Here is a 20,211-nt window from a genome sequence, read left to right as displayed (position 1 = left end):
ATGCGGCGGCGGCCAAGCCGCCACCGCTGTTGCAGCTAAGGCTCAGTTGCCCGGGCAATTGCCAGGTAAGTCAGTCAAGGCATTGAAGCAGCCGGTCTCGCCCGGATCGACGTGCCGGCTTTGGCGGCCGCTGTTGGCGAAGGCGACGTAAGGAAAGGTTTCCTGGTAGATGCGGTCGTTGCCGTTGACGCCGTCGGCGATGCGGTTGTTGGGAAAGCTGTTGAAGGACGGATTCAATACTCCGGCGACGGCCTGGGCGGCGATGTCGGTGACGTCGTCGGAGACCCGGCGGCCGTTGGGGAAACCGGCATTGTCGCCGGCCAGAAAGCCCATGCGTTGCCGTGCCGCGGCGACGGTCGGGCCGATGCCGGTGTTCAGTCGCAACAGGTCGGCCAAAGGTCCGCTCTGCCCGGCCGCACAGCCGGGGCAAATCGGCGCGGCATAGAACACCAGCGGCGCCAGATCCAGCCGCGGCGGCGCCGGAATCGGTACCGCGCCGGCATAGGCGGCGTTCAGCACCCGCGCCAACAGCGGATCGAGCAGGTAGTTGGCGAATGCCGCGTCGTTTTTCGGATCGCTCATGCTGAATTTGTCTTTGTCGCCGGTGCCGATCAACAATTCGTTGATCAGCGGGTTACCCATGCGCTGGATCTGGGTAAAGGCGTTCGCCAACTTGGGTTTGCCGCCCGGCCTGTCGGCATAAGCCTTGGTACGCGGCCGCGATGTGGTGGCATAGGTACCGATCACGGCCAGCGCATCGCCGGCGGCATGCAGCTTGCCGTCCTGGGTCAACAGTGCAATCGGCAGTTCGATCGCAATCGAGTTGACGTTGAAGCCGGCCACGTCGTCCGGGGCGTAATTCTTGCCGTTGTCGGCCGCCTGCGCATCGGAAAACACGCCGGGAATGCCGGAGCCGAAGGCGTCGCCGCGAAAATTGAAGGTATCGAAGGCCGCGCCCAGATCGATGTAAAACGGATCGTCCACCGTGCCGGCAAACACCCGGACGCCGCCGCCCAAATCGTAGATGCCCTGCCGGGCGAGGTCGGTGTAATTCGGCATCGTCCGCGGCCCAACGTTGGACGGCACCGCAAACAGTTTCTGCTGCCGGCTCAGATCGATGACCTGGCGGTTGGCGCCCTTGCCTTTGATCAAGGTGACGCTGTAGCTTTGGCGCAAGCCCAGGCCCTCGGAACCGGGACCGTCCAATGCGGTGATCGCCGGCGGCACCACTGGACTGCCCGGCGCCACCGGTGCCGGCGAATTGGCCGGCGCGAAAATGCCGTTGCCGGCACCGACGAAGCCGGTGAACACGCCGGGCAAACGGTTTTCGGTTTTAAAACGAAATTGCAGCGTGACGTCTTCTTCGGCATCGAAGTTGTTGTCGACTTTCATCTCGTAGAGTATTTCCGGATCGAACGGAAAATAATTCGGGCCGTTGCCGGGCTCCAGCAACGGATCGACGTTGAGTATCATCGTCACTTTACTCGGATCGTCGTAGCTGACGAAGGCGTACCAGTCGGTAATGTCGGCCTTGCCGTCCAGCGCCGTTAACGGCGCCTCGCGGTGGTTGGCGCTTTCGGCAGCCGGCAATCCGGCCAGAGTGAGAATGGCACCGGCGAGCAAGGCCAGCGGCCAGCGCTTGCTGGGGGTTATCGGTTGGATAGGCTGTTTCATAATCGGTCTCCTGTCGGATAAGTAAGCGGATACAAACTTCGCATCAGGCAATACGCGCCGGCATGCCGTTCGGATGCAACGCGGCGGAAATTTTTTCGGCGCCGGTGTCCGGCTGGCCGCACAGGTAGCCCGGCCCGCGTTTCGGTTTGGCGTAGCGGCCGCCCAGCAAAAACAGGCCGGACAACCCGAGCAGCATCAGGGTCGGCGGTTCCGGGACCGTGGCCGCCTGCGCGGAATCGACGTTGAGAATATGGAATTCCCAGGCAGCAGTGCGGTTGGCTTCGACCGGATCGTTGTTGCTGTCGAGCAGGATGCCTGCGCAGAACCGGCCGTTGGAGCAGCCGAAGGCGGCGGTAAAGTTCGGGTCGGCGTCGCGCAAGAAACCGTCGGCCAACGCCGTGCTGGCCGAGAAATTGTCGTATTGGGTCAAGGTCGCGAGATAATCACCGGCCGCCAGATTCAAGGCCAGGTAACTGTCGAACTCGCCGTAGTTGAAAAGCGTGCCGTTGGAAACCTGACTGCCACCGGGGAAGCCGTCGTCCTGTTCCGCCAATTGGTTGCCGGCGCTGTCCCACAGGCTCAGGATCGGATCGAAGCCGCCGCCGAGCCAGGACGAGGTAAATAAAGTGACGACGCTAGGCGCGCCGACCGTGAAATTGAAGCGCAACACGTCGTTGTCGTTGACGAAACTGCCGCTGAAGTCGAAGTCGGCGGCAGCGGCAGGCCCGGCGCTCAGACTCGCGGCGATCACCGCCGCGCGAAGAATGGTTTTCATGATTTGGCACTCCAAAATTAGTGGTTGGCAAACGCAAGCGCCAACTGCGGCGCGGCGTGCGCCGGCCGTTCGCATGGCTTGCAATCACCAATACGCGCCAAATCCGGTCGCGGATGCAGCTCGGCGAAAAAAACTTCGGCCCAAATCCGGCAGCGGCCGGTTCCGCGCGGCGACTATTTTTGGAAGCTGTTGCCTTTCAATGACTTGAGCCGGCGGCACTCTGCAGCGGGTTTGCCAGGCGAACGGAACCTGCTTTATAGTGGCCGGCAAAACCCGACCGCTCCCCATAGCCTTGTGCCGTATCACGCCCGGTTGCCGACCGCATCGGTTGAATATGCTCACCAGCTCGCACATTTCAGCGCCAATCCACTCCCGCCCTGCATCCAAGCCGGCGTTGACCGCGTATTTACCGTAACGGAGCAACGGCAATGACGGACAGCGATTGGAACAATGATGACGAAGTGCAGGCGCCGGGCCGAACGACTGCGGTCGACGAAGCGCAATTGCAAAGCTGGATTGCCGCCATCGTCGATCAAGACCAAGCGGCGTTGGAACGACTCTACGATTGCCTGGTCGACCAGGTCTACGGATTGGCGTTGCGGATAACCGGGCGGGTGCAATGCGCGGAGGAAGTGGCGCAGGATACGTTCTGGCAGGTCTGGCGGCAGGCGCCGCGTTTCGACCCGGCGCGCGGTTCGGTCAAGGCCTGGGTCATGACCATGGCCCGCAGCCGGGCGCTGGATGCGTTACGACAACGCGATACCCAGCAGACCGAATTGGCAGACGATGCCCTGGCCGCCGTCGCCGCGCCGGCAGGACAGATGCCGACCGATCTGCTCGGTGCGGTGCAACAAGGACACCAGTTGCACGCGGCCTTGGCGCAGTTGGAACCGGTACCGCGACAGTTGCTGGCGCTGGCCTTTTTCAGAGGGCTGAGCCACGACGAAATCGCCGAGAACTGCGGTTTGCCGTTGGGCACGGTCAAATCGCATATCCGGCGCGGATTGCAGAGTATGCAGCATTTACTGACAGCCGATTTCGGCGAGGTTGATCGAACCGATGATTGAACAGCAACCGCCTCTACCCGGCTCGGAAGACGACGAGCTGACACCGCTACGAAACCTGTTGGCGGAACACATCACGCCGATTGCGCCGGCCGGCGAACGCCGCAACGCGATGCGGCGCGGGCTGCTGGCGCAAGTGGCGACGGCCGTCGCCAAACAGGCCGGTCTGACCACGGTGCGGGCCAAGGACGGCGTCTGGCAAACTTTGAAAACCGGCATCCGGGTCAAACCGTTGTGGGACGGCGGCAGCCTGGGCCGCTCGGTGTTGATCGAGTTCGCCGCCGGCGCCAGTCTGATCCCGCACCGGCATAACAGTCTGGAGGAAGGCATCGTGCTGCGCGGCGATTTGGCGATGGGCGATTTGCGGCTGGGACCGCTGGATTACCATGCCGCCGCGGCCGGCAGCCGCCACGGCGCGATCCGCTCCGAGCGCGGCGCGCTGGCCTATCTGCGCGGCACTTCGCTAGGCGATAGCCGCGAGGTGTTGAAAGAAGTGTTGAACGGTTTGCTGCCGTTCGGCGCCGGTCCGTCGCTGACGGCCCATGCCTCTGATATGAACGATTGGCCGGAAATCCTGCCCGGCGTCCGCAAGAAAACCTTGTGGATCGAAGGCGGGCGCGAGTCGTGTTTTTACCGGCTAGAGGCCGGCGCCCGCTGTCCGGAGCACGGCCATGAAACCGAAGAGGAATGCATGATGCTGGCCGGCGATTTGTTCATCGACGACCTGCTACTTCGCGCCGGCGACTACCAACTGGCGCCGGCCGGCAGCGTCCACCGCGAGGTCTACACCGATGTCGGCGCCACCTTGTTCGTGCGCGGCGGCCGCAGCGATTGATCGGGGTTTAGCCAATATTCTGGCTGTTCAGATAATCTTCGTAACTGCCGCTGAAATCGACGATGCCGTTCGGGGTTAACTCGATGATCCGGGTGGCCAGCGACGAGACGAATTCGCGGTCGTGGCTGACGAAAATCAAGGTGCCGGGATAGTTTTCCAAAGCCGCGTTCAAGGATTCGATCGATTCCATATCCAAATGGTTGGTCGGCTCGTCCAACACCATCACATTGTTTTTTTGCAGGATCAATTTGCCGAACAGCATCCGGCCCTGCTCGCCGCCGGAAATCACTTTCACGGATTTGTTGATCTCATCATTGGAAAACAACAAGCGCCCCAGCGTGCCGCGAATCGTTTGGTCGTCGTCGGATTCCTTGCGCCACTGGCCCATCCATTCGATCAGCGACATGTCCTCGGCAAAATCCTCGGCGTGATCCTGGGCGAAATAACCGACGTCAGCGTTCTCCGCCCACTTCACTTCGCCGCTATCCGGCGTCAAATCGCCGACCAAGGTCTTCAATAAAGTAGATTTACCGATACCGTTGGGCCCGATCACCGCCACCCGTTCGCCGACCGCGATCATCATGTTCAGATTTTTGAACAATGGCTCTTCGCCATAACCCTTGGCCAAATCCTTGGCTTCCAATGCCAATCGGTACAATTTTTTGGCCTGATCGAAGCGAATAAACGGATTCACCCGGCTGGACGGCTTGACTTCGTCGAGCTTGATTTTCTCCAATTGCCGAGCCCTTGAGGTGGCCTGCTTGGCCTTGGAGGCATTGGCCGAAAAGCGGGCGACGAAGGTTTGCAACTCGGCAATCTGCGCCTTTTTCTTGGCATTGCTGGCCAGCAATTGCTCGCGCACCTGGGTGACGGCAGTCATGTAATCGTCGTAATTACCCGGATAAACCCGCAGTTCGCCGTAATCCATATCGGCCATGTGGGTGCAGACGCTGTTCAAAAAGTGGCGGTCATGCGAGATGATCACCATCGTCGAGTTGCGTTCGTTCAGCACGTTTTCCAGCCAGCGGATGGTGTTGATGTCCAGGTTGTTGGTCGGCTCGTCCAACAGCATGATGTCGGGATTGGAGAACAAGGCTTGTGCCAGCAACACCCGCAATTTCCAACCCGGCGCCACCGCGCTCATCGGGCCGTTATGCTGTTCCAGGGGAATATCCAGGCCCAGCAGTAACTCGCCGGCCCTGGCTTCGGCGGTATAGCCGCCGAATTCTGCAAATACCGTTTCCAGATCGGCGGCGCGCATGTAATCGTCTTCGCTGGCTTCCATATTGGCGTAAATCGCGTCGCGCTCGGACATCGCCGCCCACATTTCGGCGTGGCCCATCATCACCACGTCCAGCACCCGCTGGTCTTCGTAGGCGAACTGGTTCTGGCGCAGGATGCCGAGGCGCTCGTTGGCATCGAGGCTGACATTGCCGGACGACGGCTCCAGATCGCCGCTCAGGATTTTCATGAATGTAGACTTGCCGCAGCCGTTGGCGCCGATCAGGCCGTAGCGGTTGCCGTTGCCGAACTTGACGGAAACGTTTTCGAACAGGGGCTTGGCCCCGAATTGCATGGTGATATTGGCTGTAGAGATCAAGGGAATGTCCGTAAATGGTCAACAGAATGGCGACAGAGTACCTGAGGCGCGATTTCGCATCGGCAGCGGCAAAACAAAGCGGCGATTTTACCAGAGTTTGGCCGGGGCCGATTTGCAATGGCCGTAAAACAACAGCCCGGCGCCTGTTACAATCGGCGCCCAACATTCGCTTCAACAACCTGCAACTGCCCAAACCGGCGAGGCCATGACCGCATCGAGCAACCCCATTCTGTACAGTTTTCGCCGTTGCCCGTATGCGATGCGCGCCCGCTTGACGATTGCCGCAGCCGGCATTTGCGTTGTGATCCGCGAAATCGAACTGCGGGCCAAGCCGGCGGAAATGCTGGCAATCTCGGCCAAGGGCACGGTACCGGTGTTGCTGCTGCCGGACGGCCGGGTCATCGACGAAAGCCTGGACATCATGCATTGGGCCTTGGCGCAGCACGATCCGCTAGGCTGGTTGTCTGATTCGGATAAGGCCGACGCCGAGCGGTTGATCGCAAGCAACGACGGCGATTTCAAATACTGGGTGGACCGCTACAAATACGCCGACCGCTATCCCGAACACTCGGCCGACTACTATCGGCAACAGGGCGAACGTTTCCTGGCCGAACTGGAGCAGCGCCTGCAACGCAACGCCGGTTTCTGCGGCGAGGGTTTCGGCTTGGCCGACGCCGCGATTCTGCCGTTTATCAGACAGTTCGCCGCGGTGGACGCCGCCTGGTTCGCCGCGTCGCCCTACCCGGCTTTGCGCGCAGCCTTACAACAATTGGTCGAATCCGAGCTATTCGGCAAGGCCATGGAAAAATACCCGGTCTGGCAAGCAACGGATGCGGCCAACTTTTTCGGAGCCCATCCCGACAGGAGCAGCTTATGCTGAAAATCTATAGAAAAGTCGTCGTCATCGATTCGAATCCGGCCGATCCGCGACTACCGCCGCCGCCCAGGTCCTTATCGCAGCGCCTGTCCGGCTTATTGGCGATTCCGGCCATGGTAGCCGGCGCCATCGTCGGCACCTTGGTCTTTTCGGCGCTGTTTGCCATTCTGCTGATTCCGTTGTCGATCGTCGGTTTCAAACTCTGGCGCGCCTGGCGCAATGCCCAACGCCAGCAGGCCGAGCAAACCCTGGACGCCGAGTACACCGTCATCTCCAGCGAGCGCGACGAGAACCGCCCCGGTCGCTAACCGCCCCGCAAAAAAAAGGCCTCTAACCTTGCGGGAAGAGGCCACGTAAGATGCAGAGCATTTACAACGAGGAGGTACTACGAAAATCGGGAAACGCTTAAATCCGGACCGGTTTGGCAACGCTCAGGTTGCTGGCCAACGAGGCCGCGCCGAACAGCAATGTCGACAGCACGAACTCGCCCGACATGAAGCTGAAAATACCGGTGGTGAAAAACAGGCCGGTAACGATGTCTTTGAATTTTGACTGGTTCATTTTTCCGCCTTGACTGAATTAAGTCGAATCGTTGAAGTTGGGTTAACTATAAACCTTTAATTTTTATTTACAATAAGCCTGTTTATAGATGATTTGTTTCTTTATGAGAAACAAAAATCGACACCGACCCGCCCGCCACGACATCGGACGGAAAATGACTGAGCATTTTTCAGGCAATCCTTTAGCCACACTATTCAGGAGTACGCCGCCATGAGCCACCATCTAAACCTGCTCCGCGCGATATTTCAGGACCCGGTCAGCGGCAACTTGCACTGGCGCGACATCGAATCTTTGTTGCGCCACTTGGGCGCCAACGTCCAACCCAGCCACGGCGCGCGCTTTCATGTGGTGTTGAACAACGTCGAAGGTTTTCTGCACCACCCGCACCACAGCGGGGTTTGCAGTAAACAAGAGATTAAACACATCCGCGAATACCTCAGCCACGCCGGCATCAGCGTGGCGCAATACGAAGCGGACCGGCACAAATCCGGTTAAGCGTCGGTTGCCGCGTTCATTTCAAGGATGACTCCACTACCAGCGCGTAAGCGATGAGACTATTCGGAACGTTGTGCCGGCTGGCGTTCATGCTGACGCCGGTGTTAATCGCGCTGGCGATTTACGCTGGGCTGGACGCCAAACCTTTGTTGCAAACCCAGGCTGAATTGACCCCGGAGCAAATCGGCCGCGCCCGGCAATTGTTCCACCAAAACGACCCGCGCCGGCTGCGCTCCGGCACGACCGCCCGCCTCAGCCTGGAGCAAGCCGATCTGGACTTGGCTTTGAACTATTGGGCCAACCAGTTTGCCGGCGCCAGTGCCGCCTTGCAGCTGGAACAAAATCGGGCCCGGATCGACGCCACCTGGCCATTGCCGGCCAATCCGCTCGGCGGCTACTTGAATCTGCGGCTGCAACTGCGGCAGAAAATCGGCTTGCCGCAGATCGAATCGGCTCGCCTCGGCTCGCTACGGATACCCGGCCCGCTCGCCGAACTGGCCGTCAAAGCCGCAGTCGCCGGCCTGCCGTTGCCGATCGACCTGAAACTCGTCGCCGGCGTCGTTCAACATGTGCAGTTCCTGCCGCAACGCGCCAGCGTGTATTACCGCTGGCAAGCCGATTTGCCGGGCAAATTGCGCCGCGCCTTGCTGGCCGACGCCGAAGCCCAAATCCTGGAGCCGTACCAACGCCGACTGGCCGAACTCAGCCGCAACACGCCGGACCGCGCCAGCCTGACAGCATTGACCCAGCCGCTGTTTCAACTGGCGCAACGTCAAAGCCGGGCCGGCGACCCTATCGCCGAAAACCGCGCGGCGATTTTGGTGCTGACCCTGTATGTCAACGGCATTCCGTTAGCCAAAGCGGTACCTCAGGCAGCACTTTGGCCGCGCCCGGTCCGACACACGCTACTGCTGAACGGCCGCGACGATTTGACCAAGCATTATTTGGTGTCGGCGATGCTGGCGGCCTACTCCGGCACACCGTTGGCCGATGCGGTGGGGTTGTACAAAGAAATTCAGGACTCGCGCGGCGGCAGCGGTTTTTCGTTTCCCGACCTGGCCGCCGACCGCGCCGGCACCCGAATGGGCGAAACCGCCGTGGCCGATCGCAGCCAAGCCCTGCGCCTGCAGCAACGTCTAACCCAATCCGACGAAACCGAGCTGATGCCGGCCACCGCCGACTTGGTCGAATCGATGACCGAAGCCGAGTTCATCCAGCGCTTCGGCGGCTTCGACTGCGCCGCCTACCGGCAAACCCTGGCAACCATCGAACGCCGCATCGCCGAACTGGCGCTATTCCGGGATTGAATTGGAAAAATTCGGGCAACAAAAAAGGCGGGCCCTTACGGCGCCCGCCTTTTTAATGGAGGTTTTAAGCCGATGCGGCTTTGCCGCCCGGACTTAAACCTTAGGCATAGCCCGCAGTTTTTCGACCACTTTGTCGCCGAATTCCTGGGTGCTGATCATGGTCACGCCGCTACCCGGCTTCGACAAATCGGCGGTGGAATAACCGTCGCCGAACACGCCCTGCATCGCCGCCCAGACGTTTTTGGCTTCGTCTTCCATATCGAAGCTATTTTCCAGCATCATCGCCACCGAGCCGATCATCGAGTACGGGTTGGCGATGTTCTTGCCGGCGATGTCCGGCGCCGAGCCGTGCGACGGCTCATAGTAAGCTTTGTCCGGGCCAATGCACGCAGATGGCATCAAGCCCAATGAGCCCAAAATACCGCCGCCCTGGTCGCTCAAAATGTCGCCGAACATGTTTTCCATCACCATCACGTCGAACTGGGTCGGTTTCAGGCACAACGCGGTGGCGGCGGCGTCGACCAGGTAGTTGACGACCTGCACGTCCGGATAGTCTTTCGCCACTTCTTCCATCACCTCGTTCCACAACACGCTGGACATCAGCACGTTGCTTTTATGGATGTTGTGCAGCAATTTGCGGCGTTTTTGCGCCAGCTTGAACGCCTGATGCATGATGCGGCGGATTTGTTCTTCGTCGTATTCCAGGGTTTCGCGGACATAGCGCTGGCCTTGCTCGTTGACGCCGCGCTCCTTGTTACCGAAGTACAAACCGCCGACCAGTTCACGCACCATGATCAAATCGATGCCTTCGCCGATCACTTCCGGCTTCAACGGCGAGAAATGCGCCAGCGATTTGGGCAAGGACACCGGGCGGAAGTTGGCGTAAGTGTTGTAACGGCGACGCATCGGCAGCAGCGCGCCACGTTCCGGTTGTTTTTCGACCGGGATTTTCTTGGATTCCTCGTGGCTCAAGCCAATCGGACCTTTCAGGATCGCGTCGGCCTGATCGCAGATGTCGATGGTGGCTTGCGGGAAGGCGTCGCCGGTTGCGAAGTAAGCGCAGGCGCCGAACAGGGCCGGCAGCAATTCGAATTGAACGTCGTTGCGCTCTTCGATGACTTTCAATACTTTGATGGCTTCCGCGGTGATTTCAGGGCCGATACCGTCGCCGGCCAGGACTGCGATTTTGTAGTTTTTCATGGGATGGTGAGTGTGAGTGGTTAAAGCTTTAAAACGGGAATTTTCGATCGGTCAATAAACGTCGGATTTTATCAGATCGACCGCGCCGCTTCCCCCCCGAAAAACGGCTTTTCTTCCGTGCGAAGTCAATAAGCCATTTCTTTTCCGATAAGCTACACTGTGCTCGTCTTAACGTGAAAACTGACCTGATGAGTGACGACAAACACATACCTAACACCCAATTAGCCAAGGTGCGAGCGATAACGCAGGAGCAAATGTTCGGGCAACTGACCAAAGCCGGGGTTGCCGCCGGTGGCGTTTATCTGACCGGGAAATATGGCCAATACGTGGCCTGGCCGGAAGAATTTCAGTTAACCAACATACCGAGCAAGCCGGACGCGCCAAAATTGCTGACCGCCACCGTGCTGGGGCAACAATTCGAACTCCCGGCCAATAAAATGAATTACATCCTGTCGGAACTGGGCTGGATCAAAAAAGGCTTGAAAGGCTGGCTGATCACCGAGCAAGGCTTGGCGATGGGCGCCGAGCAAGGCGAAGACAGCCGCTCCAGCATTCCTAACGTGCGCTGGCCGGAAAAAATCGTTCGCAACCATGCGTTGAAAGACAACGTCGATAACATCAAGGGCGTCGACAAACCCAAAACCGACGCCGATAAAATGGATAGCTTCCGCCACAAGTTCAAAGCCACCCACCGTACCACCGACGGCCATTTCGTCCGCTCCAAGGCGGAAATGCTGATCGACAACTGGCTGGACATGGCGGAAATCGTCCACGCCTACGACCGCAAACTGCCGATCGAGGAAGAAATGTACTGCGACTTTTACATTCCCACCGGTAAGGTCTATATCAAATTCCGGGGCTACGAAAACGACGCCAAATACCAGGCCCGCAAACAGGAAAAACTCTCCATTTACTAGAAATATAATTTCAATCTGATTGAATTAACCGATAAGGATATGCTGGACCTGGGCGATATTTTGCCGAGATTGTTGTTGAGGCTTTTTTGGGGGGGAAGGCGTATTAACAGGCGGTTGAATAAATAAATTTGTCCGTTAACAGGTTGGTGAAAAACCAAATTTGAGACGCTAATTTTGCTCAATCGAGCCAGCATTTAGTAAGAAAGCGGCTTCATCACCACTAAATATAGAGTCATTCAAAGCCAAAAAAGAGTTTTTCACCAACCTGTTAGACAATAGCAGCATGCAGTGTTGTTTATCGACGCAAAACACTTTATCCAGTGTCTACAAATCGAATTTTGCAAAAATCAACAACCTGTTAATATTTTTAATTTATGACGAAGCCATGAATTTATAAAACAGGAAGTGATCTTAATTTAAAACCACCACAACCTGAGAATGGCGACAACAATAAGTTAAGCTTTTTATATGAAAAATTTTCAGTAATAAAAATATATAATTAGATTCGATCTGGACTCTAACATGAAAGATTTTATAGTATATTACAGAATAGGCGCTGGAAATCACTACGCATCAATTTTTGCAGACAGAAAAATCGGTGATATTTTAGAGATAAATAATTGTGAGACACGGGAGATAAGAAGTATAGTTGATAAAAAATCGATAATAGCTCTCGGTTTCCCGGAACCTCAGAGAGACGGAGGATATAAGCTAATAGTTAATGAGGAGCTGATAGCTTATGAAAGACAGGAACAATCAATACTGCTAAACAAAAGCCTTTATTTAAAGGAGTTTGAAAGCAGGGTAATAAGTGTTGTTAAATCATTCAAAAGTACTTTGCAAAATAATTTGGTATCAAAAATTTATTCAGCAGAGAATAGCATTAAAGATGTTCTGAATCAGTTGCTTGAATATAGTTTTACGCATCATTATTCACTTTGGCTATACAATTCACATACTCAACACTATCATCTCCATTGCTCATCCTTTGATACTAGCAAGAACTTTATATCAGCTAGTGACAATAACTGCACTTTTGGCGACATACATAATTCAAACAGCAATCACATAAGCAGAAGTATACATGATGACAAAATCAATTCAATTTGTTTAAAAGAAATGCGATGGTTAAATAGATTTTTAATAAAAACCGATTCAGAGCATGTTGGCATTGCGTCGTTTTACTCGAAATATGAAAATTATTTTTTAAGTAAGCATGCTATTGCTATTATTCCAGAAATAATAAAAGCCAGCTTAATAACAGAGTCTTCGCATTATCTTGAAAAGCATCAAAAAATAAGATGTTTATGGGACCAGTATTCTCCGGGAAATTTTCTTAACTTTCTTAATACAGCAATTTCAGAATTAACGACACGCATAGGCTGGGAGTCAATTTCTGTTTTTCTTTCTGACCAAGAAAGACCTGAAATTCTAAAGCTAACTGCGCTTGCATTAAACGGGAAATCAATACCACTAGAATATGCTGAATATGATACTACTACCCCATCTCTTACAGCTAGTGTATTTAATTCGTCAAAATTAGCATTCTCTTATGACATTCAAAACGACCCTAGAAACTCACATGTTTTTGACGAGCCATCTGAAACACCTCCTCAGAATTGGTTAGGCCTACCCATATCAAGATTTCCTGAATCGCCAGTTGGTGTATTAAGAGCCCTAAATAAAAAAGACCGCAATGGTCAAACAACCATATTCAATGCATTTGACATAGAAATTCTTAAGAACATCGCTTCTGTAATTGCCTATATATTCAGAATAGAAATTTCGTTTCGCCAAAGAGAAGAACAGATTCAACGAGACTTAATAAATCAAGAGGAAGAGAATAAGCAATTAAATGAATTTCTAAAGACCTTTAGACATGAATTAAAATCCCCATTAACAATCGTAACTCAAGCTTCTAATACCATAAAGAGATCTTTAATTTCTAACAATTTTTGTGGTGAAGATAATATGCCGCGAAAAATAGTTGATGTACTGTCAGATTTAGATATGGTTGGAAGTAGATTAGTCTTTGTAACGAGCGTGCTGACATTTGATGCACAAGAAATGGTTAAAGAATTTGAAACAGCTAAGTTTTTTCAAGATATTATCGCTCCAGTATTGGCCTTCTCCACCGAATACGCAAAGCGAAGAAAAAAAAATATTAAAGTAGATAAATCCAGTTTACTTTATGATGTAAACTGTGATCCAAAAGCGGCATCAATGGTATTTCACATGCTTCTCGATAATGCGATTAAATACTCGAATCCAGGAACAACTATAAACGTATTTGGCACAACATCAAAGGAATATTGTTTTGTAACGATTGAAAGCTACGGTTTAGCCATAATGGAAGATGAAAAAGAATATATTTTTAAGAAATACTATAGGGGGCGCCAAGCGGAAAAACAGAAGACTGAGGGGTCTGGTATTGGATTGTACTTGGGTTCTGAGATAATGAATATAAACAATGGAAGTTTGATATTGAAGAGAATATCTTCCCCAACATCTTTTGTTCTATCCATAAAACGCGCTAACTGACCAGGAGAATTTATGCGAATACTGTTTATAGAGGATAATCCTGATTTTTTATCTATCGTTTCCGCTTTATTACGAGATGAGAAGCATAAAGTAGTCGAAATTAATAATGCAGATGATGCGGTAAAAGCTGTAGAGAATGATACCTCGAATTTTGATCTTGTTATTTTAGATATAATGATGATGCTTGGAACAATAATTAATGAAAACGAAGCCCCAGAAACCGGAATTGCGATTTATAAGAGATTGCGAAAGAGAAATAAGTCAATCCGTGTATTGGTTCTGACCGCTTTGTCAAAGAAAGATATTTGGCGTCATTTTGAGACAGACAATAATGTAACGTATTTCGGAAAACCAATACCAAGCGATACAAAAAAGTTTTTGGATATCGTGGAAGGGAGATAACAATGTCGTCTTGCGTCAAAAACTTGGCCCGATCATTACTATTTATAGCTATTGGTTTAATATCTACCACTGGGAACTTACTTGCACAAAATAACCAAGGCTCTCCAACTCAATCTGTTTCTGGCCAAATAAACCCGCCGAAAAACATAGTCAATCAGGTTGAAACCAAAGCTCATGAGGGTGTAACTATATCAAGAGATGAAGTCTCATTCTATTCGAGTGTGTTCCAATTGCTTTCTTGGTTCATTCCAATAATCACTGTTCTATTTGGTGGTATTGTCGGGATCAACGTTTATCAAGGAAACACAATTATCACCGATGCAAAAAAAGATCTAAAAGACTTGCATGAAGAACTGTTAAATATTAAGGAAGCGAGGAAAAAGTATGACCAAAGCATTGAAGGCATTAACAAGACAGCAGATCAAATAGTTGCAGATGCACTGGATAGAATAAGAAATGAATCAGCTTCATATATAGAATCTGTTGTTAAAAAACACTATGAAATAACACATATATCAAATTACAAAAACGAGTTATTATCTGAATTGGAAAAAGATAATCCAGATGAAAACTATATCTACATACGCCTAACAGACTGCATTAGGTACTGTGATGAAAACTTGCTGAAAATATACTCTAAGCGCTTAACAACAAATAGGCATGCAGTAAAATAGCAGGGTTTTAGATACGGTGGTGGCGACGGAATGCGGGTAAGGCCCATAGAATTGAGAGAAAGCGAACGAGAGCAACTACAGCTAATCATCAAGAAAGGGAGTGATTGGCGAGAACGGGAGCGTGCGGAAACCATTTTGATGTTATCCGAGGGTCAAACAGTCGTTGCTATTGCAGAGCATCAGGGGGTGAAGCCGGAAGCAGTCCGCGAGCGGCGACGAAAGTGGTGGAGAAACGGACTAAACAGCTTACCGGATCAACCGCGTAGTGGTGCGCCGAGCAAGTTGACTGACGCGCATCGAAGCCAACTCAAGGAATGGATCGATGCGGAACCTTTGAACTGCCGGGTATTGGTTAGTCGTCTAACGACGGAGTGCGGAGTAACGATTAGTGCTGGCACCTTGCGGAACGAGTTAAAACGCATGGGCTATGTGTGGAAACGCACTCGTTACAGTTTAAAAAAAAGCGCGATCCCGAGCGCTTCGAGCAGGCCCGACAAGACATCGCTGAACTGATTAAGCAAGCTCAAGCTGGTGAAATTGAATTGGCCTATGTGGACGAAGCGGGGTTTGCGCCACAACCACCGAATCGTTCAGCTTGGACAAAAAGCGGAGAAGTCCATGCCATTACTGCTAAGCGTGCACTACGCTTGAATGTGATCGGTGCCATGCTGTCATCCGGCCGATTAATACTGGCTAAACTGTGGCAAAGCGTAAATGGTCTATGGTTCTTTGGCTTTCTGATGGCGTTGATCGACCGCGTCAGCAAACCCTTGGTAGTGATTTTGGATAATGCATCCATTCATACTGCCAAGAAACTGAAACCTTATTGGGATTTGTTGGAAGAAAAAGGGATGCGATTTTATTTCCTGCCACCCTACAGTCCCGAGCTGAACCGGATTGAATTGCTGTGGCATAAAATGAAATATGAATGGCTGCCATTCAAGACATTTACGCCGGATGAACTTGAGCAAGCCATTGACGAAATTGGTCACGGGTTTGGCTCGCAATACACGTTAACTTTTTGCTAGGCGCTTATGTGCCTAGAAAAGTTTCCAAATAGTCCTGATATAGTAAAAGTTGTTCGGAATGGTTTAAATATAGCGGCAACTAATGACTTACCTCAATCAGCTTATGTAGGTTAAGTCCCAGTGCCATTAACTTACGCCTCATAAAGTAAGCTCGTCGCATGCGGTGAGGTAACGCGCCACACTGAGCATCTGTAAATCAATCCGTAGTACCGTAGGGTGAGCATTGCGTACCTTTCTGGGCTACGCCGCTTTGGACGATTTCCGGGGAGATAAACGCGCCCCCCCATTCCACGGCGGCACAACTCATGAAATGGGGTTTGTCGGCTTAGCTGGTAAGGTAGCGACTTCTTCCCATGATTTACGCATTGAATAAAGTCCGCCTAGTCATCAAACCAATTTATCTGGTATGGTTGTCGGCGAAAGCCTACAAGCGCCCCAGTCAAATCGGTTAGCCGCAGCGCTTTCACATAACCATAACGTGGCGGCGACCATTGCACGCCACGAATCCAGAATCATCCGTCAAAAACCGAGGCTTATCGTGAAAACATTAGAAGAATTCAAAAAATTTATCTTGAAAGGCAACGTGGTTGATTTATCGACCGGTGTGATTATCGGCGCCGCATTTACCGGCATCGTAACGGCGTTTACCAAAGGTATCGTCGAACCTATCCTGGCATTGGCCGGCGGCGGCCCGCAACCGAAATTGACGATTCCGATTATGGAAAAAATGGTGGAAGTGACCGAAAAAAATGCCGCCGGGGAAAGTGTCACCCATATGGTCAACAAATTGATCGAGTTGGACCTGGGCGGGATTATCGGCGCTGTGGTCAGTTTCCTGATCACCGCGGCAGTGGTGTTTTTCGTGATCGTTAAACCGATGAACAAGTTGGTGGAAATGTCCAACCGCAACGCGCCAGCAGAACCAACTCCGGAACCGGTCATTCCCGAAGACGTTAAATTGCTGACCGAAATCCGCGATTTGCTGAAAAAATAAACCCTGCCCTACGGAAGGGGTTAACGACGCAACCCCTTCCCATCTAAACCTTGTAGGTCGGGTAGCCTAGCGTAATCCGACGACGCTCCGCACCCAGTCTGGTCACACCCGCCGACCATCAACTCAAGGCATACGGTTGCCTCGCCCCTCTGAACCGTTTCCGGGTTCAAACCGATCTTACCGACGATTTAACCGACCGAACCTTGGCGGAAAAGGTTTGCGCAGTTCACATCGCGGCCGGGAGGAGTAGAATTAGGCCGACCAGCAACGGAGGATAGAACCATGGCAGTTGCCGAAAAGTTGAAGTTGAGCTGCGCCGAGTATCTGCAAGGCGAAGAGGCCGCGACGGTAAAACACGAATATTTGGACGGCGAGGTCTGGGCCATGGTTGGCGCCAGCGATGCGCATGTTTCCATTGCTATGAACCTGGCCTTTCTACTGAAACAAGCGCTGAAACAGTCGCCTTGCCGGACTTATATTTCCGACATGAAAGTCAACGTCGCTGCGGCCAACGCCTTCTTTTACCCGGACGTACTGGTGAGTTGCAATCCCAAAGACCGGGACAACCGTTTGTTCAAACAACACCCGGTATTCATCGCCGAGGTATTGTCGCCCTCCACCGAAGCTTTCGACCGCGGCGCCAAGTTTGCCGCTTACCGCCAACTCGACAGCCTGCAGAGCTATTGGTTGATCGACAGCCGGACTCAGGCCATCGATTGCTTCAGGCGCACCGCAGACAACGCCTGGCTGTTGCACAGCCATACCGGACCTGGCGATCAACTGGCAATTCCGGAGCTGAATTTGGAACTGGATTTTGCCGAAATATACGCCGACGTCGCGCTGGATTCCGAGCCGCCGCTGACGGCAACCCTCGGTTAAGCCGCTAAGCCAAGCCCGCCCTACCCCGCAAACACCGACAACACCCGCAAAAAACTGTCCTCCAATTCCGCCCGCAAATGCAATCTCTCGCCGGTCGCCGGATGCGTAAAAACCATCTCGGTCGCGGCCAGCATCAAACGGCCCTGGCCGAAACGTTCCGCAAAATAACGGTTGTGCCGGCCGCGGCCGTGATTGGCGTCGCCGATGATGGGGTGGTTGATGTGCTTCATGTGCCGGCGCAGTTGGTGTTTGCGGCCGGTTTCCGGGTAGAGCTCGACCAGGCTGTAGCGGCTGGTGGCGTGGCCTTCGATAGCGACCGGGATTTCCGTTGTCGCCAGCCGCCGGTAGCGGGTGCGGGCCTCGCGTTCGGCTTGCGGTTCGCCTCTCCGGCGGCGGTCTTCGGGTTCGTCGCGTAACGGATGGTCGATCAGGCCTTGTTCCGGCGTCCAGCCGCGGACCATGGCCTGGTAGGTTTTGCACACGTCGCCGGCCATCAGCGCCTTGCCCAGGCTACTGGCGGTTTGCGGGTCGCGGGCGAACACCAGCAGGCCGGAAGTGGGTCGGTCCAGCCGGTGCACCGGGTAGACGTGTTCGCCGCCGTTCAAGGCCCGGGCGTATTGCAGGGCAAATTCGGTTTCGTGCTTGTCGATCGGGCTGCGGTGCACCAGCAAGCCGGCCGGCTTGTGCACCGCCAGCAACCACGCGTCGCGGTAAATTTCGATGAGAGGATTGTTTAACCGCACGGAACGAGCCGGCCGGATACGCGAAGCGAAGCCTACGCCTTTGGGCTGGCAGCCATCTCGTGCAATTGAATGTTGATCAATTTGATCGTCGCCAAAATGCCGGCAAACACTTGGTTGACGTGGACGCCGCGGGTCTTGCGCAACTCGCTGCCGCAATCCCAGGTGATTACGCACTCGGTCAGCGCGCTGGTATGGCCGCCTTTCGGAATGCGGATTTCGTAATCGGCCAGTGTCGGCAGCCGGTAATCGTAATGTTCCAGCACTTTGCCGATGGCATCGATAAAGGCGTCGAAGCCGCCGCTACCGGCGCCGGTAGCCTGGTGTTTTTCGCCTTTGACGTCCACCCGCAAGCTGACGGTAGACGGCAAGTCCAAGCCGCTATTGATCGCGCACGCCAGTAATTTGATGTGTTGGTAACTCTTGCTTTCCAGCACGTCGGCGATGATGAACGGCAGATCGTCGGTGGTGATGGTCTGCTTGGAATCGCCGATGCTGACGATGCGCGCCAGCACTTTTTTCTGGTCTTCTTCGGATAAATCCAGTTCGAGCTGTTCCAGATTTTTCTTCAACGAAGCCTTGCCGCTCATCTTGCCCAGCGCGTAACTGCGGATGCGGGAAAAGCGTTCCGGACCGAGTTTGGTTTTGTACAAACCGCCCTTCTGGTCGCCGTCGGCGTGGATGCCCGCGGTCTGGGTAAACACGTCGGCGCCGACGATGGGTGCGTTGGCCGCGACCCGTTTGCCGGAAAAGTTTTCCACCATGTCGCTGATCCGCACCAGATGGCTTTCGTCGATAGCCAACTCCAGTCCCATCTTGTCGCGCAACACCACGGCCACTTCCGCCAGCGAAGCGTTACCGGCCCGTTCTCCCAGACAATTGACAGTGCAGTGCACCGCGCTGATCCCGGCCCGAACCGCCGCCATCACGTTGGCGGTCGCCAAGCCGTAATCGTTGTGCGGATGGAAATCGAATTGCACTTCCGGATAACGCCGGCACATATCGCTGAAGCTGGCGAACACCTCGTCCGGCGCCATCACGCCCAAGGTATCCGGCAGCATGAAATGGCTGACCGGGCTTTGCCGCAGCCGGTCCATCAGACCATAGACATATTCCGGGCTGTCCTTGTAGCCGTTGGACCAATCCTCCAGATAGACGTTGACCTTCAAACCTTGCTCATGGGCATAGCCGATGGTTTGCAACACGTCGGCGCTGTGTTGGTCCAGGGTCTTGCCGAGTTGCTCGCGGCAATGTTTCTCGCTGCCCTTGGCCAGCAGATTGATGACGTGGCCGCCGGTGGATTTGATCCAATCCACGCTGCGGGTGTGGTCGACGAAACCCAGCACTTCGACGCGCTCGGCAAAACCTTCCTGCCGCGCCCATTGGTTGATCAGCGTCACCGCTTCCTTCTCGCCTTCCGACACCCTGGCCGACGCCACCTCGATCCGGTCGACGCGCAGGTTTTGCAACAAGGCTTTGGCAATGCTGACTTTCTCCATCGGCGTGAAGGCCACGCCCTGGGTTTGCTCGCCGTCGCGCAGCGTCGTATCCATCAATTGAATGTGTCTGGCCGATGTAGACATGGTTTTCGTCGGTGTTGGTCGAGGTATTGCGCCCGGCAGCGAAACGCAATTGCGCGCCTATCGCC

General features: G+C 53.9%; 21 protein-coding genes. 14 read left to right on the top strand and 7 right to left on the bottom strand.

Annotation, left to right across the window (positions count from 1 at the left end; translation table 11 throughout):
• Positions 1-42 precede the first annotated feature (42 nt).
• Both ACH518_RS11545 and ACH518_RS11540 read right to left on the bottom strand, forming a co-directional pair.
• On the bottom strand, positions 43-1,674 hold the full coding sequence (locus tag ACH518_RS11545; protein ID WP_445370179.1) for a DUF4331 domain-containing protein: 1,632 nt from the start codon (positions 1,672-1,674) through the stop codon (positions 43-45).
• A gap of 43 nt (positions 1,675-1,717) precedes the next feature.
• The gene (locus tag ACH518_RS11540) at positions 1,718-2,449 is read right to left on the bottom strand and encodes a DVUA0089 family protein (RefSeq protein WP_445370178.1); all 732 of its coding nucleotides are present in this window, start codon (positions 2,447-2,449) and stop codon (positions 1,718-1,720) included.
• 428 nt (positions 2,450-2,877) lie between these two features.
• On the opposite strand from ACH518_RS11540, the gene ACH518_RS11535 reads away from it, so the two are divergent.
• Entirely contained in the window at positions 2,878-3,516 is a 639-nt protein-coding gene (locus ACH518_RS11535) for a sigma-70 family RNA polymerase sigma factor (RefSeq protein WP_445370177.1), read from the top strand.
• On the top strand, positions 3,509-4,348 hold the full coding sequence (locus ACH518_RS11530) for a cupin domain-containing protein (RefSeq protein WP_445370176.1): 840 nt from the start codon (positions 3,509-3,511) through the stop codon (positions 4,346-4,348). The genes ACH518_RS11535 and ACH518_RS11530 overlap by 8 nt, the downstream gene beginning before the upstream one ends.
• A 7-nt stretch (positions 4,349-4,355) precedes the next feature.
• Here the strand turns inward: ACH518_RS11530 and ACH518_RS11525 are convergent, their stop codons facing one another.
• On the bottom strand, positions 4,356-5,948 hold the full coding sequence (locus ACH518_RS11525) for an ABC-F family ATPase (RefSeq protein ID WP_140912313.1): 1,593 nt from the start codon (positions 5,946-5,948) through the stop codon (positions 4,356-4,358).
• Between the two features lie 205 nt (positions 5,949-6,153).
• Here ACH518_RS11525 and ACH518_RS11520 point away from each other — a divergent pair, with 205 nt between their 5' ends.
• Both ACH518_RS11520 and ACH518_RS11515 read left to right on the top strand, forming a co-directional pair.
• The gene (locus ACH518_RS11520; RefSeq protein WP_445370175.1) at positions 6,154-6,828 is read left to right on the top strand and encodes a glutathione S-transferase; all 675 of its coding nucleotides are present in this window, start codon (positions 6,154-6,156) and stop codon (positions 6,826-6,828) included.
• A complete protein-coding gene (locus tag ACH518_RS11515) occupies positions 6,822-7,133 on the top strand; it encodes a hypothetical protein (RefSeq protein WP_445370174.1) in 312 nt (103 codons plus the stop codon). Before ACH518_RS11520 ends, ACH518_RS11515 begins: the two co-directional genes overlap by 7 nt.
• Positions 7,134-7,230: 97 nt before the next feature.
• Here ACH518_RS11515 and ACH518_RS11510 read toward each other — a convergent pair whose 3' ends face one another.
• Positions 7,231-7,386 (bottom strand): hypothetical protein, encoded by a 156-nt coding sequence (locus ACH518_RS11510; protein WP_186289564.1) that lies wholly within the window; start codon positions 7,384-7,386, stop codon positions 7,231-7,233.
• 210 nt (positions 7,387-7,596) lie between these two features.
• On the opposite strand from ACH518_RS11510, the gene ACH518_RS11505 reads away from it, so the two are divergent.
• Both ACH518_RS11505 and ACH518_RS11500 read left to right on the top strand, forming a co-directional pair.
• Positions 7,597-7,881: a type II toxin-antitoxin system HicA family toxin gene (locus ACH518_RS11505; protein WP_140912316.1), complete on the top strand. Its 285-nt coding sequence runs from the start codon at positions 7,597-7,599 to the stop codon at positions 7,879-7,881.
• A 53-nt stretch (positions 7,882-7,934) separates the two neighbouring features.
• Positions 7,935-9,188, top strand: coding sequence for a hypothetical protein (locus tag ACH518_RS11500; protein ID WP_445370173.1), 1,254 nt, complete (start codon positions 7,935-7,937; stop codon positions 9,186-9,188).
• A 93-nt stretch (positions 9,189-9,281) separates the two neighbouring features.
• Here the strand turns inward: ACH518_RS11500 and leuB are convergent, their stop codons facing one another.
• Positions 9,282-10,388 carry a 3-isopropylmalate dehydrogenase gene (gene leuB / locus ACH518_RS11495; RefSeq protein ID WP_445370172.1) on the bottom strand — a complete coding sequence of 369 codons (1,107 nt, stop codon included), beginning with the start codon at positions 10,386-10,388 and terminating at the stop codon, positions 9,282-9,284.
• A 188-nt stretch (positions 10,389-10,576) separates the two neighbouring features.
• On the opposite strand from leuB, the gene ACH518_RS11490 reads away from it, so the two are divergent.
• The 8 genes from ACH518_RS11490 to ACH518_RS11455 all read left to right on the top strand — a co-directional run bounded on the left by ACH518_RS11490 (position 10,577) and on the right by ACH518_RS11455 (position 17,823).
• Positions 10,577-11,305 carry a glycerol kinase gene (locus tag ACH518_RS11490; protein WP_445370171.1) on the top strand — a complete coding sequence of 243 codons (729 nt, stop codon included), beginning with the start codon at positions 10,577-10,579 and terminating at the stop codon, positions 11,303-11,305.
• 522 nt (positions 11,306-11,827) lie between these two features.
• Entirely contained in the window at positions 11,828-13,846 is a 2,019-nt protein-coding gene (locus tag ACH518_RS11485) for a GAF domain-containing sensor histidine kinase (RefSeq protein ID WP_445370170.1), read from the top strand.
• Between the two features lie 12 nt (positions 13,847-13,858).
• Positions 13,859-14,248 (top strand): response regulator, encoded by a 390-nt coding sequence (locus ACH518_RS11480; protein WP_445370169.1) that lies wholly within the window; start codon positions 13,859-13,861, stop codon positions 14,246-14,248.
• 2 nt (positions 14,249-14,250) lie between these two features.
• Complete coding sequence (locus ACH518_RS11475) at positions 14,251-14,922, top strand: hypothetical protein (RefSeq protein WP_445370168.1); 672 nt, start codon at positions 14,251-14,253, stop codon at positions 14,920-14,922.
• 30 nt (positions 14,923-14,952) lie between these two features.
• A complete protein-coding gene (locus tag ACH518_RS11470) occupies positions 14,953-15,435 on the top strand; it encodes a helix-turn-helix domain-containing protein (RefSeq protein ID WP_445370167.1) in 483 nt (160 codons plus the stop codon).
• Complete coding sequence (locus ACH518_RS11465) at positions 15,354-15,950, top strand: IS630 family transposase (protein ID WP_445370166.1); 597 nt, start codon at positions 15,354-15,356, stop codon at positions 15,948-15,950. The genes ACH518_RS11470 and ACH518_RS11465 overlap by 82 nt, the downstream gene beginning before the upstream one ends.
• A gap of 538 nt (positions 15,951-16,488) precedes the next feature.
• Positions 16,489-16,944 (top strand): large conductance mechanosensitive channel protein MscL, encoded by a 456-nt coding sequence (mscL, locus tag ACH518_RS11460; RefSeq protein ID WP_222101894.1) that lies wholly within the window; start codon positions 16,489-16,491, stop codon positions 16,942-16,944.
• Between the two features lie 282 nt (positions 16,945-17,226).
• Positions 17,227-17,823: a Uma2 family endonuclease gene (locus tag ACH518_RS11455; RefSeq protein WP_445370165.1), complete on the top strand. Its 597-nt coding sequence runs from the start codon at positions 17,227-17,229 to the stop codon at positions 17,821-17,823.
• Positions 17,824-17,843: 20 nt separating this feature from the next.
• On the opposite strand, the gene ACH518_RS11450 is transcribed toward ACH518_RS11455, so the two are convergent.
• Positions 17,844-18,566, bottom strand: coding sequence for a pseudouridine synthase (locus tag ACH518_RS11450; protein WP_445370164.1), 723 nt, complete (start codon positions 18,564-18,566; stop codon positions 17,844-17,846).
• 32 nt (positions 18,567-18,598) lie between these two features.
• Positions 18,599-20,146 carry an alpha-isopropylmalate synthase regulatory domain-containing protein gene (locus ACH518_RS11445; RefSeq protein WP_445370163.1) on the bottom strand — a complete coding sequence of 516 codons (1,548 nt, stop codon included), beginning with the start codon at positions 20,144-20,146 and terminating at the stop codon, positions 18,599-18,601.
• Positions 20,147-20,211: the final 65 nt, after the last annotated feature.

This window comes from Methylomonas sp. HW2-6, from assembly GCF_052474525.1.
The sequence above is the reverse complement of the archived record's forward strand: the minus strand, read 5'-3'. Positions and strand labels throughout refer to the sequence as shown.